This window comes from Lutimonas vermicola, assembly GCF_038433205.1.
Taxonomy (GTDB): Bacteria; Bacteroidota; Bacteroidia; order Flavobacteriales; family Flavobacteriaceae; genus Lutimonas; species Lutimonas vermicola.
The window spans coordinates 445,578-463,703 of the sequence record NZ_JBCDNA010000003.1; the positions used below are offsets into that span (position 1 = coordinate 445,578).

Genomic DNA, 18,126 nt, shown 5'->3' on the forward strand with positions numbered 1-18,126 from the left:
CATCCGTCGGATGACGGATGGTCTTAATTTTTCTAATACAAGATAGACTATCTTTCAGCGTACTCAGAGAAGATTTCAACTCTTCTGTTCTGCTGTCTTCCTTTTCTTGTTTTATTATCTCCAATAGGATTGGCTGAACCAAATCCTTTCGCAGTGATCATGTCAGCTGGGAAACCTTTTTCAATAAGGTAAGTTCTTACAGCGTCAGCTCTAGCTTGAGATAATTTGCTATTGATCGCGTCGCTACCAGTACTGTCAGTATGACCTTCAACATCAAATCTTAATGTCTTGTATTGGTTAATAATACCACTAATTTGCTCCATTCTGATTGAAGTTTCATCGGTGAACTTAGAACTTCCTGTTACGAAGTAAATAGCTCTTGCCAAGTCAGTGATTTCTTTTTGAACTTCAGCAGAAACGATAGGACAACCATTGTTTTCAGCTACACCAGCGATATTCGGACATTCGTCATCTTTATCTGCTATTCCGTCTCCGTCGCTATCTGGCCATGGGCAACCATTGTTTTCAGCAGGACCTGCAACATCCGGACACTTGTCATCTTTGTCAGCAACACCGTCACCATCTCTATCAGGACATCCGTTTAATTCAACAGGACCAGCTTCGTTAGGACATGCATCATCTTTGTCAGCAACACCGTCCCCATCAGTATCAGGACAACCATTAAATTCAGCTAAACCAGCTTCCATAGGACAAGCATCTTCAGAATCCTGGATTCCGTCACCGTCAGTATCAGGACAGCCGTTGAAAGCTTCTAAACCGGCAACTTCCGGGCATGCATCATATTTGTCATAGATTCCGTCACCGTCACTATCTTTTCCACCAAATTTAAATACTAAACCTGCAGCATGTTGAAAGTGAGGTAACATTTTGTCTTCATCAAATGAGTGCTTGTATTTTGTTTGGATGTTAAATCCTAACCAGTCGTTAAACCAAAGGTTAAAACCTAAACCAACATTAGCGGTACCGTTACCTTCTGAATCCAACCAAGTGTAACCTCCACCTGCAAGAATATAAGGATCGAACCATCCTGGTTCTCTAACAAAACCGTACTTGATATCAAGGTCAGCTCCAACATAAGACCAGTCTGTAACTTCAGACTCTCCAATATTACTGATTGTGTTGAAAGTTCCAGTCAATCCAACTGAAAATCCACTACCAACATAATATCCAAGTCGTAACCTTGAAATTACACTACTGTTGTTCCAATGATCCGTGTTGACAAAATCTTCAAAAAATCCGCCAACAGCTGGATTATCAGCTCCGGTAGGATAGAAGTCAACCACATTGGCTCCCAGCTCTATAACCCAGCGATTATCCTGATCCTGTGCATTGATGTTGTTCGCAAAAACAACAACTAACGCGATTAATAATACTTTTTTTAAATGTTTCATTGTAATCAATTTTAAATTATAATCTATTAATTGTTAAGTAAGCTTAATTTTAAGTAATATTTAACAAATATATAAAATCTTGCCAAATAACTCACTTTAAGCATTTTTTTTTTATTTGTTCACTTTCAGGGTCCTATGTTATAAAACGGAGCAGGTACTTTCTATTAGTAAAAAACGGCTCTGTTATCAACAATCTCTGCGTTCTCCTTTAGCGCCTCAAAAATAAGCAGGCTTCGACCCGTTAAAGATCGTTCGAGATTCATTTTGTTCGCATTGTAATTTTGTAATTCTGCAGGGAGGGTTTTTTTCGTAACCACTGCAAAGGCAACACCATTTTTCCCAATGATGTTTTTAGCCAGTTCATTTTCATCTAAAGCCGTTACAACTCCCGAAATATCAACAAATCTTCCGACCCCTGCAAAAACCGGGCTCGTATTGCTAACAGCCAGACTGCTGCTTTTAGTAACATTATTTTGTTCGGCGATTTCATCCAGCGTAGTTCCGGTTGACCTTTCTTCGATCAGTGCCGCTTTCTTTTGCTTCATGATAATGTTTCTCACATTTTGACCTTTTCCAGACAGCCCTGCCTTGTTTTTAGAAGTGAGCATAGCAACGCAATAGCCATTGTCAAGATCAAACCTTTTGATGTCTCCCACTTCCGAATTTTCTTCAAATACCCATCTTACGATTTGTCTCTGAGAACCAAGTTCGGCCAAATTATCGCTAAAAACTTCTAAACCAAGTACTGGCCTTACCGAAAGATTCTGTTCTTTAGCCAACTCTAACATGTTCTTTCCAGAATTTAAATCTGAAGCAAATGTTTCTGCCCTTTCAAAGATTTCATTTTCGGTTTTTTCAGAAGGCTCTATTTTTTTCGAGAATGTAGCGATCTGTACATTTTTTTGTATGTTCTTCTGATCGTCAATTCGAATCACATGGTATCCAAACTGAGACTCGACAACTCCTGTTGAACCAATTGGGTTTTCAAATGTATAATCTCTGAATTCAGGGATCATTGTTTTGTACACAAACCAACCAAGGTCTCCTCCTTTGGCACCCGATACTTTATCGACTGACATAGTTTTGGCCAATTCCTCGAATTTAGAGGTATTTCCACGAACAACAGCCAAAACGCTATCTGCTACTTTCTTTGCTTCCTCTGAACTTTGTACTACTGTCTGATCAGCTGATGCACTTCCTTGAAAAGGAATGAGGATATGACTTGCTTTTACTGAATCAGGTAATTGTTTGACCGCAGTAATTTTTGATAATTTATAAAACCCATTTTCCTTGTAAGGTCCATAAACCTCACCAATTTTTTTGTCAAATATTGAATCAGCAACAAGTTTTGGTAAGGCACCTTTATTATAAAAGGCACCGTCATAAGGTATGTCAGATTCGTTCTCTGCATTAAATTCATTCATGTCAACTGCATTTCTGAAACCCGGAACAGTCACATTTGATTTAGCTGCATTGCTGTATTCCTCCCGATCTTCAATCATCTGAATCAATTCTTGCTTGATTTCATTTTCATCTTCTTCAGTTGCTTCAATTTTGAACTGAACAAATTGAATATCTCTGGATTCATTTACGGTATATGCTTTTGGATGTGCCTTGATATAGCTTTTTATTTCATCGTTGGTTACGGTGATCAAACTATCAGGAATGCTCGAAAACGGAACATAGACATAATCCAGATCAACACTGGTGTTTTTAAAGAAATAATCTCTCTTTCCTTCACTTAGGGTACTTCCTAATCCAGCTCTGATTAAGGCATTGTAAGTATTTTGCTCCAGATTTTTTTTGATGCTTTTTTCATAATTGATCCAGCCTAGCCAGGCAGCAGCACCTTGCTCATCCTCCTCGGCATTATCTTTTAAGGTAGCGATATATTCTTTTAACTTTTCCGGATCAAAGAGACCGACTTCGTTAGCGAACTGAGGGCTGTTTTGTGATGAAATCTGTGAAACCATTGCGTCCCAAACGTCTTTTTCTCCAACCACTACTCCGGATTCTTCTAATTGAGTTTGATAAATCTTTTCACGAACCAAATTGTTCCATGCATTATTAATATTTTGCATGTTGGATGATCTTCCATTTGATCTGGTTCTCAACAATTCTACCTGTTGTGCAAATTCCTCCCTTGTAATGGGTTCGCCGTTCACCTCCCCTATGTTCGATGCAGTTTTGTTAAAAAGGTTTCCATCAAAAAGACCGCTTAAAACAAAAGAAAACAATGCCAAAGCAATTATAATGATTAAAAACAATGATCTCTCTCTAATTTTTGATAATACTGCCATTTTCTTTCCTATTAAAAAATTTAGGTTGCGAAAATACAATTTACCTTTTAATAATGAAAGCAGTTTAGTACTAATTTTTTAGCTTAAAAACAGGCCTATGTCTCTTTAAATAAAACTTTTAAATGGACTTCTTCAATCTTGGAAGCAGATTCTTTTATTATAGTGAATTGATAATTGTCTATTTCAATGATTTCTCCGGTGGATGGAATGTTTTCTGTGTGATTTACAATAAGCCCTCCAAGGGTTTCATAGTTGCTGTCTTCGGCTAGAGCAAGATCATAAGTCTCATTGATATAATCAACTTCAAGTCGCGTGGAAAACTTGAATTCCCTGTCGTTGATTTTTTCCTCTAAAAGCGTGAATGAATCGTGTTCGTCTTCAATATCCCCAAAAAGTTCTTCGATGATATCTTCAATAGTAATTAAACCAGAGGTTCCTCCGTATTCGTCTAAAACAATGGCAACACTTTTACTTTTGAGGATCAGTTCATTTAAAATGTCATGGATCATCATGGTTTCAGGAACAATCTCAATGGGCAAAAGAATCGACCTGATACTTTTTGGTTTTTTAAAAATGTCAAAAAAATGTGCATAACCAATGATATCGTCAAGTGAGTTATTATATACCATGATTTTTGACATGCCGGTTTCCATAAATAGTTGGTTAAGGTTTTTTATGGAATCATGAACTTCCACCGCAATAATTTCCGTTCTTGGAATCATGGCTTCTCTGGCTTTCACATTGTGAAAATCAAGTGCATTTTGAAAAATTTGAATCTCCGAGTCAATCTCATCTTCAGCAGATTCCAATTGTTGATCGATATAGTGACCTAGTTCTGCTTTACTGAAAGCAAGCTGTACCTGGTCTTCTCTGGTGTTGAAGAAAACTCTGAGGAAAAAATCAGAAATTGATGTTATAATTATGGATATGAAATAAAAGATCAGGAAAAAAAAATAAGTAGGGATAGCAAAAATATTCATCGCCTCATTGGCATAAATTCGAAAAACCGCTTTTGGAAGGAATTCGGCAGTAACCAAAATAATAATCGTCGAAATGAAGGTCTGGGTCAACAAAAGGATGAATTCATTTGAAATATTGTCGAAAAATAAACTCATCAATAGATCTCCCATGAAATAACCATAGACAACCAAAGCTATATTATTTCCAACAAGCATAGTGGTAATAAACTTCGAAGGTTTTTGCGTAAGCCTTCTCAATATGTTCGCCAGCAGTGTATCCTTTTTCTTTTCAAGCTCCAGATGCATTTTGTTTGAGGAAACAAAAGCGATTTCCATTCCCGAGAAAAAAGCGGATGACAGAATAGAGGCGAATATGATGATCAGTGTGGTCATCATTTTTTTCTTTCGTGATTTTCAAATCTTTTTCGGTATTTTTTCCTGAAAAAATACATAAAAACGGCCAACACAGAAAATGCCAGAAAGATGTAGGCCTTATTTGGTTGAGAATTCCATCTGAGAATTGCTTCAACAACGAATACAATCGCTATCACAAGGTAAGCGATTTCAAAAAACTTAAAATATTTTGCCATAACTAAGGTGATTCATTAACATATACACTGCCTTTAACAGACTTCATATTGACCTTGCTAAGGTCTTCATTAGATTCAAATCCCTGACCGCGAATGGTGTCTGCCTGAGTGATCAATGTGAATTTTTTTTCAGTATAAATATAATGTTCATTTGAATCCCAAAAAAGCTGACTGGTGAATAATTTCATTTTCTCTGCCGGGTTGACCACACTAACGCTGTCTTTTACCTCCGAGACATTTGTATTGGTAAAGGTAATGGAATATCCGGCAGTAAGAATAACAGAATCACCCTTTGAATTAAAACTTACAATGCGAACCCCATCAGGGAATAGCGTATAAGGATGATCTTCTCTATTCGAAAAATCATGCATAACAGGAGCGGTTAAAATGGTCTTTACCCTTCCTGAATCAGTATGAACCAGGTAGACATTTGTCGCGGCTCCTATGGGCAGGTTTTTCTCGGCTAAAAAGTCTTGTACCTCTTTGATATCATTACCACAAGAAAAAAACATTGCTACTATGACTATAGTAGCAATGTTTAATAAGCGGTATGATATTTTTTTAGCCATAAATTATTATGGGATTTTTGCTGTTTCATTGATCCAACATCCAATCTGATGGTTAGTACCTGAAGCGAGGCCTTCGGTAAAAACCAATTTTTTTGACGGGGCACTGGCCATATAACTTTTTATGTATTTATTGGCTGTTGATGTAATTCCCGGGTCAGCAGCCTTAGCTTGTCTCGCCTTGTCGGCAGCAGCTACATAAACCATCCTTTTTGAGATTTCATCTGTTCCACAATTATTAGCACTTGCAGCGTAAAGATTTGAGATCAGTAAATAAGCACTACCCATACTTGGTCTTTCTTTAATTGCCAGACGTGCATATTCTCTGGCTTTAGACCTTGAACCTTTCTTTTTCATGATCAGGGCAACTCTGTAATAGTACTTTGCTTTTTTATAATTATCCGATTCAAGACCAATTGCTTTATTAAAGTATTCAATGGCTTTATTATCTTCACCTTGTTCCATCAAGATTCCTGCATAGAATACATAAGCATCAGACGATGGGGCTGCATTCACATAAGCTTCTACCATCTGCGGGTAAATAGGGCTGTCTGTACATTCTTTTTGATTCAATCTGGACACAGCTCTTTTTAGCCAGGTTACATTATTTTTATTACTTTCGAAATTGCCTTTATACAAAGGGATCAATCTATCACAGGTAGCAACTTCAGTTAAGGTATTGTCAAGATATCCTTCAACCTGACCAAGGGCAGTAAGGTTTACCTCCGCGGCTCTCTTCTTGCTTTTCTCTTTTGACGTAAGTTGTCCTCCTTTTGCTACCTTATCGTTCATGGCATCAAGCTCTCTGGAATAATTTTCCATTTTCATGCTGACTGCTTCAGTAATATCATCATAAGTGTCAAACACCAGTTGCGGATTGGTGTCTTTTGAAAGTTCGGTTACAGTTTCAAAGTATTTACCCAAATTTTTAATACTCATTCCGGTTGGATCAGCTTTAAACGATAAACCTAATTTTTCATAGATTTCATCATCCAACTCCAATTCCTCCAATACAGCTCTTTTAAAAAGGAAGTTGGCCCAGTCGCTATAAACTTTTCCCAGGTTTTCAGGAAAGTATTTTATCCTCATATTATAAATAAGGATGACTTCCTGAGCATGTTTACCCATTTCTGCTTTGTTTGATTTAGTAGTGTCATAGTACGACTTCTCTACTTTGAAGATATAATCGTTGGTTTGAACTTTTTCACCCTTACTAACAACAATCTCACCAGCCGCCATGTCGTACTTGGCCTCAGCCATTTTTAACCCATCACTGTAGATGACTTTTGAAGCTTCAGGACAGTTTTCAAGACACCATTTCCAAGGTTCATAAGCAGCGTCATAATTTGCCATTTTTACTGCCTCATGGAAAAGTGAGAGGTTCGTTTTACATTTGTCGGGTTCACTACCGTACTTGTCTTGAGCATAAGCAGTAAAGCTCCCACCCGTAAGTAAAAGAACTACTGCTACCAATACCGTCTTTGCTGATTTCATGTTTAAGATTTGTTAATATTAATAAATTTTTTGTTTTCTAAACCACTTGTCATTAAGTGACAAACTTAATCTAAAGTTAAAAAATTGTTCTTCAATTAAGTTATTATCTGTTGTACCCCGCTTACCAAGTTCAATTCCCAAATTTACATTAGATATTTTTAATCCCATAGGTAAGCTTACACCAAAAGATATGCCATATTCATTTATTTCAGTTTCATCGACCACCAATCCTGTTTGTTGGAAATTAAAACCGGCCCTATAGGTCATCCTTTGAAAATAGTTGCCCAGTGAATTTATTTTTGGTGTGTAAAAACCTCCAACTGAAATATTTGTAAATTTATCATAGCGATAAAAATCAATGTCTTCATATATCCCACCGGTAAACTCCAAAGGGTTTTGAAAAGTGTATTCGGCCCCTACAAACCACTTATTATTTTCACCAATACCGGCACTAATGGCCGTTTTTAATGGAGAAGTGATCGTCGAAGAAAACTGTGAGCTACTTAAAGTATCAACAGGAAATCCGGATCCATCCTCAACGTTAACCACTGAATAAAGTTGATCAGTGCCCTTTTCTTTTAGTGTTGATTCGAGATCGGCAGCCAGCCCGAATTTAAGACTAAGGTCTTCACTGATCTTAGTTTCATAATGCGCTCCAATCTTTAGGGAAGTTCCCTTCACATTTGAATCGGTAAGGTTTCGGGTAGCCAATTGAATATTATTTCTTCTGTTTAATACGTTCTTGTCAATATTACCAAAAACATAGGCAAGTTCAGCACCTAAAGACAAATTAAATGGGAAACGGTAGCCATATCCTAAAAAAACACGGTTAGTTCCTCCATTTCCAAAATAACTGTCAATCTGGGTCAAATTACCCTCATTGTCAAAAGCCTGATCGATCAATGAATATCCAACAGCAGTATTAAGTTGAAGCCCCATTACCAGGCCCTGATTCCCTCTGATGGGAATTCCCAGAGCGATGTAGCTCAAGGCTGCTGCAGAACTGGTTTGGTTGCTTTGACCGTCATCTACAAAATTGGTTTTATTCCCTCCGGAGAAGACATAGGTTGTGTAGTTCAACGATCCATAAGAAGCAGGATTCGTAAAACTCAGCTGATATTCGCTATTTAATGCTCCACCCATCTGTCCCATCGCAATTTCTTCAACTGTTTTAAGATTTGCCTGATCTCCAATTCCGAATAAAGAATATGGAGAAGAATTGGTTGTCTGTGAAAAACTTAGTGTTGATATAAAAAGAATAGCAATTACTATTAAATCTTTTATCATTCGTCTATATTATGTATCAAAATACTATTCAATCCTTCCAATAAAAAATTTGGAATGGCAAATATGCTACTTTTTAAGTTTTTTGCCAAGAAAATTGTGTCACCTCCTGTTAAAACTACTGTTAATTTTTGATATTTCCACTTATATTGCTCAATCACGCCTTCAATTTCCTGAATGACACCGTTTAAGATACCGCGATGGATGGCATTTTCAGTAGAATTGCCAACCTCGGGGATACTTTCGGATTTACTGAGCAAAGGAAGATTTGCCGTATAATGATTTACTGCCTTGTATCGCATTTCAATTCCCGGCGAAATACTTCCGCCAAAGTATTCGCCAAATTCATTCAAAAGATCAAATGTGATGCATGACCCGGCATCGATGACCAGGGTATTTTCATCGGGAAACTGTGAGCTGGCAGCCGCTATCAAGGCCAGTCGATCTACTCCTAATGTTTTGGGTGTTAAATACTTGTTAAAAAAAGGAAGTTTGGTTTCATGATTCAGCTCAATCAAAGGAACAATTTCTTTAAGCGAAACAAGTATTTGCTTATCAATCTGGGCCACATGTGAAATGATACCCTTTTCAACATTATATTGATCCGTAACATCCAGAATGCCGGATAAAAAGGTTTCGGTTTTGAAATTATCTTTGAAAATTAGAATTGTCTCGTCGAAAACAGCAACTTTTATTTGCGAATTGCCAATATCAATAACTAAATTCATGGTAGGATGAAATGAAAAGCAAAAGTACGGCAGATTTTTTAATGAATTGTTTTGATAAGAATAAAAAATAAATTTATATTTGCACCCGCTCAAAGCGATGGTGCCTTAGCTCAGTTGGTAGAGCAATGGACTGAAAATCCATGTGTCCCTAGTTCGATTCTTGGAGGCACCACTTTAAAGCCCTTAATTCTTAGTTGAATTAAGGGTTTTTTCTTTCTATTACCTATCTTATCATATTTAAAATTGATCAATTATTATTGTGGTTTTAGGTGGATAATTTATTTTTTGCTTTTTTTATATTGCCTTTTTAATCATTTATAAAAGCTTCCTTAAACAGAAACACATATTGAAAACTTAACGTATTAAAGGATGCTTCCTGCCAAAATAAATCGACCTCATTTACAAAGAAAACTTGGAAAACAACAATAATACATTTTTATCCAAATTAAAGCGCTTCAGCTTGCGGAGTGGTGATTACAGGCTTTATTAAAAAAAAAGTATACTGTAGGTACAGGATTCAGATATAAAATCGCACGACTGCTGGGAGTGAACATGGGTACAGACTTTGCCTGGGGCAATGGTAAAGATTTTGCTTTTTATATTGTGTTCGGCACTTCCTGGTTGAGATAAGTTTACTTTTCCTGATTTTTTAATTTTCAATGCCGTATTGCTTGGCATTCATTCTGGCAACGGGGAGATATTTTATTAAATTTTCGATACGTGTATCATTTGATGGATGGGTACTTAAAAACTCAGGGGGCGCATTGCCTTTGGCACTTTCCTTCATTTTTTTCCACAACTCAATGGACTCTTCAGGATCATATCCGGCCATGATCATAAAAACCATCCCAAGTTTATCGGCTTCAGTTTCATGGGTCCTGCTATAAGCCAGCATCCCAACCTGTGAACTAATTCCGTATATATTATTCCACAATGCACGAGTTTCATTGCTTTGACCTGAAGTTCCCATGGCAACTGCTATTCCTCCCAATTGTTGCCCGTAAGCACTGGTCATTCTTTCTTGCCCGTGTTTGGCAAAAGCATGGGCGATTTCGTGGCCCATCACTGCTGCAATTCCGTCGGTATTATTACAAATGGTCAACATTCCTGTAAAGAATACAACCTTGCCTCCCGGTAAGCACCAGGCATTCATCTGATCGTCTTCCACAAGATTAAATTCCCATTGGTAATTATTGGCCTCTTCCGTCATCCCGTTAGCCCTCATAAATCGATCAACAGATTTTGCAATTCTTTTGCCAACCTCCTGGATTTCTTTAGTCTTGGCCTTATCATCTGATAACTTATTTTCCTTTAGAAAAGTATCATATTGCGCAAAACTAACCGGAAGTACTTGGGAATCGTCAACAATATTTACCCTTTTTCTTTCGGTTATTGGAACTGTACTGCACGAATAAAGAGTTATAAATACGATGAAACACAAGGTTATTTTTTTCATTGACAAATGTGATTAAGCTGGGCCAAAGGTATGAATTATGTACTAAATAATGGCCAATTAAGTCAAACTAATCTGGTTTATATTGGAAAAAATACAGTACATAAAGTAAAAAATACTTTACATTATGATAAATAATTCTTACATTTGTTTTGAATTTAAATTTTACACGATGAAACTAAACTATTTATTCCCCCATCGATTCAAGCGCATTGGATTGATGATTTTGGTGCCTTTTGTGCTAATAGGCTTTTACGTAGTTAATAATGATATTGAACCTGAAGTATTCGATTTAAATGTACCAGCCATCTTTGTTGATGAGATCATTGGTGAACAATTTGTTTTTGAAATGACTGAGAACAATGTGTTAAATGAAATTATTGGAACAATCTTGATCCTGAGTTTTCTTATGGTGGCTTTTTCCAAAGAAAAACAGGAAGATGAATTGATTGCAAAAATCAGGCTGGAATCACTGGTTTGGGCCACTTATGTGAATTATGCTGTTTTGTTTGTAGCCATGCTGTTTGTTTATGGCATATCTTTTCTTTGGGTAATGATCTTTAATATGTTTACGATCCTGTTGTTTTTTATCATCAGGTTTAACTGGCAAGTAAGAAAACTTAATAAATCCATTGGCCATGAAGAATAGTATCAAAGTTGAAAGAGCCAAAAAGAATATCACCCAGGCGGAACTGGCGCGATTGGCAAAAGTAAGCAGACAAACAATTAATGCCATGGAATTAGGAAAGTACGTTCCTTCAACGGTTCTGGCACTGAGACTTGCCAGTATTTTTGAAACCGAAGTAGGTAAAATCTTTGTACTTGAAGATACCGATTGGGACTAATTGTTCATTGAGTCCAGGAGTCTGATCTGTTATCTCTCTTAGCATTCAAGACAATTATTTTTCAATATTGCCTCCCGGATGATAAGTGGAAACTGCCCTTTTGAGAACATCCTCTTTATAGTAGGCAACATCTTTAAATTGGGCATCAGCATAACGCTGTGCCTGATCATCAAAGTGTGGTGAATTTGGATCACTACTTTGTCCTCCAGCCAATAAGGTTTTTGCTTTTACCTTGTCTCCGAACTCTACAACAGCAACAAAACTATTACCCGACACACCATATTGCCGCTTTGTGTTTTCACCTCTTCTAGCACCAAAGGAAGCCAATGCCCCCCAACGACCAGAAGCCATACCAACTGCAAGACTTGGCTTTGAGTCATCAAATTCCTGATGAATTTCACCATCATTTCTTTGATATCTGTTGAATTCTCCCCAAGGCGTTTTCCAGGAACCAAAATCTGCTGTTAGATTTTCTAAGCCAGTTTGAAATACTTCTAAACGTTCTTCAGGAGCAGATGCTTTACTCATATAGTCAAATACCTCAAACCAATAGTTTCCCTTATTGTCTAACGTCCTAGGAATTTTATCAGATTTCAAATAGGCATATACATAAAAATGAAACAGGGTCATTTCAACCGAGTTTACAGATACGCTAAAATCCCAGGTCTTTAAAAGTTCAATAGCTTCTTTAGCTTCCTGTGATTTAACTGAAGAAGTTTCTGAAGCCTCTAATAAACCGCGAATTAATATTTCTGCTCCCGGCAAATAAGGATCATAAGCCAATTCAATTAATGTGTCTAAGGTCAGGTTCTCTGCTTGTTGCAATAATGAAATGGCATGTAAACCTCTAAAATTTTCTGGATAAGACGTCATATAAACCGGATAATCTTCTCGTTTCGGACTGTATTGATCTGCACTTGTAAAAGGGGTAGAGTTGCAATTTTGGATCCAGCCATTAGGAGGATTTAAAACCAAAATATTATCTTTTAAATCGTGTAAACCTTGCCAATCGGTTTTTGGATTACTTCCATCTACAGGTTTTGTATAATCAAAACTCACATCTCTTTTTGGAATAAAATTTCCATGATAATAGGCAATTGTCCCATCTGCATCTGCATAAACAGTATTGTTTGATGAATTTGTCCTGATATCCATCATGTTATAAAACTCATCATGATTAGATTTCTTGGTTCTTGTAAAAGATTGTTCCAAGGCTTTAATCGGGCTCCACATTAAAGCGGTGGAAACCCATTTCTCACCAATTGTGTGTGTAATTGGACCATGATGCGTGCGGTACATCATGAATGTTTTTTGCCTAACACTATCAGTGCTTTTGTAATTTAAAGTTACTTCCAAAGAATCAACAGGACGCAACTCGTCACTATATTTATAAGATGTTTTACCGTCTTCCACAACGATGGTTTCTTCAAACTCATCAATAATATCTGTTCCTGTTGAGGTATGCATCCAACCTGTTTTTTCATTAAATCCCTGGTAAACAAAAAATTGCCCCCAGGTTACAGCACCGTAAGCATTAAGTCCTTCTTCACTAACTACATGAACTTCACCACGAAAAAAGAAAGAAGTGTGCGGGTTAATGAGTAACATGGCATCACCTGATTTTGTTAATTTTCCTGAAATGGCAAACCCATTAGATCCTCTTGGTTCATTATCTTTTAGTCTGATCAATCCATCATTTATCACCAATTCATCCGAAGCAGTTTTATCGTAAAGATTTTTAATTTTCGACGTTGAAACACGTTCAATATCACCACCAATTGAACCTTCGCTAAAATACATTGGCATCCAGGGTTCAAAATATGTCAGGAGTTTGGGCTTTACCTCAGGATGTGTTTTAAGATAGTAGTTAACCCCATCAGCAAAAGCTACACAAAGCTCTTGCAACCATTTAGGACTATTCTTATAGTTTTCAATAGCTTCTTCTTTTGTCATATAAAGATTCGCACGCAAATCACTATACAAAGATGTTTCTCCTTCAACTTCAGCGAGCCTCCCAATGGCCCAAATATAATTTTGTTCTACTCGATTAAAATCATCTTCACATTGGGCATATAACAAACCAAAAACAGCATCGGCATCCGATTTGCCATAAATATGAGGCACACCAAAATCATCTCTGATGATTTCAACATTACTCGCTCGTTCTTTCCAGCGTTTTTGGTCTTTATTGTCTTTTGATTCATTTTGGTTTTGAACACAGCTGGCTAAGGCGATCAAAAGAAAAAGAAAAAATGATTTTTTCATAAGTGTCTGATAGGTTGTAAATAAATCAATCTGAACAAAGGTAATTTTTTTCCCGGATGTATTACCGCAGCTCAATAAATCAACCATCATTTTTATAAGGTTGAGATGAGAACGAATCCATAAAAATTTTCAGTATTTTTATGCGAGCAATTCCTGATCAAAAGCAATGAATTTGAAATTCTTTAATTTATGAATAATTCCTTATGAATCAAGCCCCCATTATTTTGGAAGCTTCTTTTAGCGAGAAGATCAAAACCTATATTTTGTTGTCGGTTGGATTTTTCCTCTTAGTAACCATCATTGGTATTCCATTTTTAATAGTTTGGTTACTGGGTTTTGGTCAGTATGTTAGCAGGCGTTATTATGAGAACCTGAAATGCAGTCTGAGCACCCGACACCTTATTTTTAGTAAAGGAGCCTTTTTTAAAGTGGAAAAGACAATTCCCCTGGAGAATATTCAGGATCTCACCTTTCTGCAAAACCCTATATTGAATTTGTTGGAATTACGCGTGTTGAAAATTGAAACTGCCGGCAGCAGTAACCCACATGGGAGTGACATAAAGTTGATCGGAATCGTAAAGGCAGAGGAATTCAAGCAAAAAGTATTAGAACAAAGGGAATTGCGTATGAGAAAAATCGATGACAAGCCCTTAGAACCTAAAGATCGGGAATCTTTGGAAGTACTGCTCGAAATAAGGAATCTTTTAAAAGAAATTAGCAAAAAACAACCAGATTATGAAAATACTTCTCACAGGAGCTACAGGTTATATTGGTAAAAGATTGTTGCCTGTTCTTGTGGAGAATGGGCATCAAGTGATATGTGGGGTAAGGGATTTGAAAAGATTTAATCCTCCGCAATCTTTGAAACCAAGGATTCAAATAATTGAACTTGATCTTCTAGACCAGACAACCCTGGCCAACATTCCAAATGATATTGACGGGGCCTATTATTTGGTGCATTCCATGTCTTCTTCTAAAGATTATGAACAGCTCGAATTTCAATCTGCTCATAATTTTAAAGAAGCAATGAACCGGACCCAGGTAAAGCATGTCGTTTACCTAAGCGGGATCATTAACAGTGAAGTTTTGTCAGAACACCTCAAGTCACGGAAAAATGTCGAGGAAGAATTGTCGTTGGGGAATTATAAATTGACCACCCTTAGAGCAGGTATTATTATTGGTTCGGGCAGTGCCTCTTTTGAAATTATAAGGGACCTGGTGGAAAAATTACCCATTATGATTACTCCAAAATGGCTTCTAACCAAATGTCAGCCCATTGGAGTAAAAGATGTAATTAGATTTCTTGTAAAAACTTTGTTTAATGAAAAGGGCTATGACAAAGATTTCGATATTGGCGGGCCTGATATTTTGACTTACAAGCAAATGCTGGAAGAATTTGCAAGTGTAAGAAATTTAAAAAGGCGTATTTATATTGTTCCGGTCATGACTCCCAGGTTGTCTTCTTACTGGCTGTATTTTGTTACATCAACATCTTATAACCTAGCGATAGCCTTGGTGAACAGCATGAAGGTCGAAGTGATTTGCCGAAATAATGATTGGGCAAAAACGCTTGGGATAGAACCCATTAGTTACAGGGAATCTTTGATCAGGGCCTTCAGCAGAATAGAAAGCAATGAGATTATCTCAAGCTGGAAAGACGCGATGAGCAGCGGGACCCTGGATATGGAAATCTCAGATTTTATCAATGTGCCTTCCTTTGGCTGTTTTAAGGATCAGAGGGAAATGAAATATGGTGATTTACAAACCACAATCGATAAGATTTGGAGAATTGGCGGGGAAACCGGATGGTATTATGGTACCTGGTTATGGAAAATTCGCGGTTATATTGACAAATTAGTCGGAGGCGTAGGGCTTAGGAGAGGCAGAACTAATGGAACAGAGTTGAATTCAGGTGATGCCGTTGACTTTTGGAGGGTTTTGTATGCCAATAAAAAAGAAGGAAGGTTATTATTATTTGCCGAAATGAAGCTTCCGGGAGAGGCATGGCTCGAATTTAGGATAAAAAATGAATACCTTGTTCAAACGGCTACTTTCAGACCCGTTGGATTGATGGGTCGTATGTACTGGTATGCGATATACCCTTTTCATGGTTTTATTTTCAATGGAATGTTGAACAGGATAGCCACTTCAGGTAAATAAAGGAATCGATAAAAATAGTTGGATATGCGAAAAGTGGTTTTTTGGTTTCGTCGTGACCTGAGATTTAATGACAATACGGGCTTGTTAGCTGCATTGGCAGAAGAAGAAGCTGTACTGCCTGTCTTTATATTTGATGAACGAATTATCAATGAACTGGACGCGGATGACCCCCGGATTAGTTTTATTTATAAAACGCTAAAGGGCTTAAACATTGAGCTTAAAAAACACGGTAGTGGTTTACTGGTTTTAAAGGGCGATCCTCTTGAGGTATGGAAACAGCTCCTGGAAAAGCACAAGATTTCGAAAGTGTTTAGCAATAAGGATTATGAGCCTTATGCTCGTGAAAGAGATCGTAAAGTGGAGCAATTGCTACAGAAGTCATCGATCGGGTTTTATCAGTTTAAAGATCAGGTGATTTTTGAAGAAGGAGAAGTCGTAAAGGATAACAAAGAACCCTATCATGTTTTTACTCCTTATAAAAATAAATGGCTCAGGCAATTTATACCGAAATTTGAAAGAAGAACAATAAACTTTAAGAGGTTTTTAAAGCAGCAGCAGTCTTTCCCATCACTTGAATCACTTGGATTTAGTTTTTCTGAGAAAGAAGTAAAAGATTTTAATCTGTCCGTGGCGGTTGATTATGGCCGTGATCGTGATTTTCCGGCCAAAAACGGAGGGACTTTTTTGGGCCCTCACCTGCGGTTTGGAACGATCAGTATACGAGAAACGGTAGCAAGTCTTTGGTCAATAAGTGAGGTCCTTGTGAGTGAACTTATTTGGCGGGAATTTTTTATGCAAATTCTTTACCATTATCCAAAAGTGGTGCACCAGAATTTTAAACCGAAATACGACGGAGTCAAATGGATAAATGACCCGGTTGATTTTGAGAATTGGTGTAAGGGACAAACAGGATTCCCTATGGTTGATGCCGGAATGAGAGAATTGAATACCACAGGCTACATGCATAACAGGGTAAGAATGATAACTGCCGGTTTTTTATGCAAGCACCTTCTGATTGACTGGCGTTGGGGAGAGGCATATTTTGCGTCGAAACTCCTTGATTATGAGCTTTCTTCAAATAATGGAAACTGGCAGTGGGCGGCAGGAACCGGTTGTGACGCAGCACCTTATTTTCGTATTTTTAATCCTTCGGAGCAATTGAAAAAATTCGATAAAGACCTGGTGTACGTTCGAAAATGGATTCCTGAGTTTGATAGCCCTGAGTATCCCGAACCCATGATAGATCATAAATATGCACGGGAAAGGGCATTAAAAACCTATAAGGAAGGCATTAAGTGAAAATACCGTTAAGCGTTGTATGATGATCACACTATTGAGGACCAATTCTTCACATCCCGATTTTATAAAACTCGTTGAGTTTCTCGATGCTGAATTGGCCGAAAGAGACGGGGATGATCATGCTTTTTATCATCAATTCAATCAAATAGATCATTTAAAGCATGTCGTTCTTGCCTGTGAGAAGGGGGTTTTTATTGGTTGCGGAGCCATTAAAGAGTTGGATGATAATACTATGGAGGTCAAAAGAATGTTTGTAGTCAAGGATACGAGAGGCAGAGGTGTTGCAAGGATCATTTTGTCAGGATTGGAAAAATGGGCCATGGAACTGGAATTCTAGACGTGCAGATTGGAAACTGGAAAAAGACAACCCGAAGCAATTGCCTTGTACCAAAGTCAGGGATACAAAACAATACCAAACTACGGCCAGTATACAGGCGTAGAAAACAGCATTTGTTTCGAAAAGAAATTAATGGGACCCCAGACATAAGGTGTCGTCTGTTTGTTGGCTTATCAGCGATACATTTGATACTACTTATCGTACTATAATGTAACATGAAAGAGATTTTCAAAAGTTTAGCGGGCATGACAGTAATCGCGGGCCTGTTCCTTGTTTTTAATACCATCACACAATTCAATGCCCCGGGGTTAGGGTTATTGAAATCTGCCGTAAAGGGATTTGTTTATGTGACGTTTACGATGGGAGTTCTGATTATAGCCAAATCCGGTATTGAGTTGTTTTATAAATATTCTTTCAAAAGATAAAACAGGTAT

17 protein-coding genes and 1 tRNA gene are annotated in these 18,126 nt (G+C 37.4%); 8 read left to right on the forward strand and 10 right to left on the reverse strand.

The window, feature by feature from the left end:
• Window positions 1–47: 47 nt before the first annotated feature.
• The 8 genes from AABB81_RS13970 to AABB81_RS14005 form a co-directional block, all read right to left on the reverse strand.
• Window positions 48–1,412: an OmpA family protein gene (locus AABB81_RS13970; protein ID WP_342161173.1), complete on the reverse strand. Its 1,365-nt coding sequence runs from the start codon at window positions 1,410–1,412 to the stop codon at window positions 48–50.
• Window positions 1,413–1,576: 164 nt separating this feature from the next.
• Window positions 1,577–3,712, reverse strand: a complete 2,136-nt coding sequence (locus AABB81_RS13975) for a peptidylprolyl isomerase (protein WP_342161174.1) — start codon at window positions 3,710–3,712, stop codon at window positions 1,577–1,579.
• Window positions 3,713–3,807: 95 nt separating this feature from the next.
• Window positions 3,808–5,067, reverse strand: a complete 1,260-nt coding sequence (locus AABB81_RS13980; protein ID WP_342161175.1) for a hemolysin family protein — start codon at window positions 5,065–5,067, stop codon at window positions 3,808–3,810.
• On the reverse strand, window positions 5,064–5,261 hold the full coding sequence (locus AABB81_RS13985; protein ID WP_342161176.1) for a hypothetical protein: 198 nt from the start codon (window positions 5,259–5,261) through the stop codon (window positions 5,064–5,066). Before AABB81_RS13985 ends, AABB81_RS13980 begins: the two co-directional genes overlap by 4 nt.
• Window positions 5,262–5,263: 2 nt before the next feature.
• Entirely contained in the window at window positions 5,264–5,830 is a 567-nt protein-coding gene (gene lptC, locus AABB81_RS13990; RefSeq protein WP_342161177.1) for an LPS export ABC transporter periplasmic protein LptC, read from the reverse strand.
• Window positions 5,831–5,836: 6 nt separating this feature from the next.
• Window positions 5,837–7,321 (reverse strand): tetratricopeptide repeat protein, encoded by a 1,485-nt coding sequence (locus AABB81_RS13995; protein ID WP_342161178.1) that lies wholly within the window; start codon window positions 7,319–7,321, stop codon window positions 5,837–5,839.
• Between the two features lie 18 nt (window positions 7,322–7,339).
• Window positions 7,340–8,608, reverse strand: coding sequence for a BamG family beta-barrel-assembly machinery protein (gene bamG / locus AABB81_RS14000; protein WP_342161179.1), 1,269 nt, complete (start codon window positions 8,606–8,608; stop codon window positions 7,340–7,342).
• The gene (locus tag AABB81_RS14005; RefSeq protein ID WP_342161180.1) at window positions 8,605–9,333 is read right to left on the reverse strand and encodes a type III pantothenate kinase; all 729 of its coding nucleotides are present in this window, start codon (window positions 9,331–9,333) and stop codon (window positions 8,605–8,607) included. The genes bamG and AABB81_RS14005 overlap by 4 nt, the downstream gene beginning before the upstream one ends.
• 99 nt (window positions 9,334–9,432) lie before the next feature.
• Between AABB81_RS14005 and AABB81_RS14010 the strand changes: the two genes are divergently transcribed.
• Window positions 9,433–9,505 (forward strand) — tRNA-Phe (locus AABB81_RS14010).
• A gap of 477 nt (window positions 9,506–9,982) precedes the next feature.
• Here AABB81_RS14010 and AABB81_RS14015 read toward each other — a convergent pair.
• Window positions 9,983–10,789 carry a M48 family metallopeptidase gene (locus AABB81_RS14015; RefSeq protein ID WP_342161181.1) on the reverse strand — a complete coding sequence of 269 codons (807 nt, stop codon included), beginning with the start codon at window positions 10,787–10,789 and terminating at the stop codon, window positions 9,983–9,985.
• A gap of 169 nt (window positions 10,790–10,958) precedes the next feature.
• Here AABB81_RS14015 and AABB81_RS14020 point away from each other — a divergent pair, with 169 nt between their 5' ends.
• Window positions 10,959–11,435 (forward strand): hypothetical protein, encoded by a 477-nt coding sequence (locus tag AABB81_RS14020; protein WP_342161182.1) that lies wholly within the window; start codon window positions 10,959–10,961, stop codon window positions 11,433–11,435.
• Window positions 11,425–11,631, forward strand: coding sequence for a helix-turn-helix transcriptional regulator (locus tag AABB81_RS14025; protein ID WP_342161183.1), 207 nt, complete (start codon window positions 11,425–11,427; stop codon window positions 11,629–11,631). The genes AABB81_RS14020 and AABB81_RS14025 overlap by 11 nt, the downstream gene beginning before the upstream one ends.
• Window positions 11,632–11,685: 54 nt before the next feature.
• Here the strand turns inward: AABB81_RS14025 and AABB81_RS14030 are convergent, their stop codons facing one another.
• On the reverse strand, window positions 11,686–13,896 hold the full coding sequence (locus AABB81_RS14030) for an acylase (protein ID WP_425287352.1): 2,211 nt from the start codon (window positions 13,894–13,896) through the stop codon (window positions 11,686–11,688).
• A gap of 203 nt (window positions 13,897–14,099) precedes the next feature.
• On the opposite strand from AABB81_RS14030, the gene AABB81_RS14035 reads away from it, so the two are divergent.
• The 5 genes from AABB81_RS14035 (at window position 14,100) to AABB81_RS14055 (ending at window position 18,117) form a co-directional block, all read left to right on the forward strand.
• Window positions 14,100–14,672 carry a PH domain-containing protein gene (locus tag AABB81_RS14035; RefSeq protein ID WP_342161185.1) on the forward strand — a complete coding sequence of 191 codons (573 nt, stop codon included), beginning with the start codon at window positions 14,100–14,102 and terminating at the stop codon, window positions 14,670–14,672.
• Window positions 14,632–16,056 (forward strand): SDR family oxidoreductase, encoded by a 1,425-nt coding sequence (locus AABB81_RS14040; protein WP_342161186.1) that lies wholly within the window; start codon window positions 14,632–14,634, stop codon window positions 16,054–16,056. The genes AABB81_RS14035 and AABB81_RS14040 overlap by 41 nt, the downstream gene beginning before the upstream one ends.
• Before the next feature lie 24 nt (window positions 16,057–16,080).
• Complete coding sequence (locus tag AABB81_RS14045; protein WP_342161187.1) at window positions 16,081–17,355, forward strand: cryptochrome/photolyase family protein; 1,275 nt, start codon at window positions 16,081–16,083, stop codon at window positions 17,353–17,355.
• Window positions 17,356–17,374: 19 nt separating this feature from the next.
• The gene (locus tag AABB81_RS14050) at window positions 17,375–17,692 is read left to right on the forward strand and encodes a GNAT family N-acetyltransferase (protein ID WP_342161188.1); all 318 of its coding nucleotides are present in this window, start codon (window positions 17,375–17,377) and stop codon (window positions 17,690–17,692) included.
• Window positions 17,693–17,937: 245 nt separating this feature from the next.
• Window positions 17,938–18,117 carry a hypothetical protein gene (locus tag AABB81_RS14055; protein ID WP_342161189.1) on the forward strand — a complete coding sequence of 60 codons (180 nt, stop codon included), beginning with the start codon at window positions 17,938–17,940 and terminating at the stop codon, window positions 18,115–18,117.
• The last annotated feature ends 9 nt before the right edge of the window (window positions 18,118–18,126 follow it).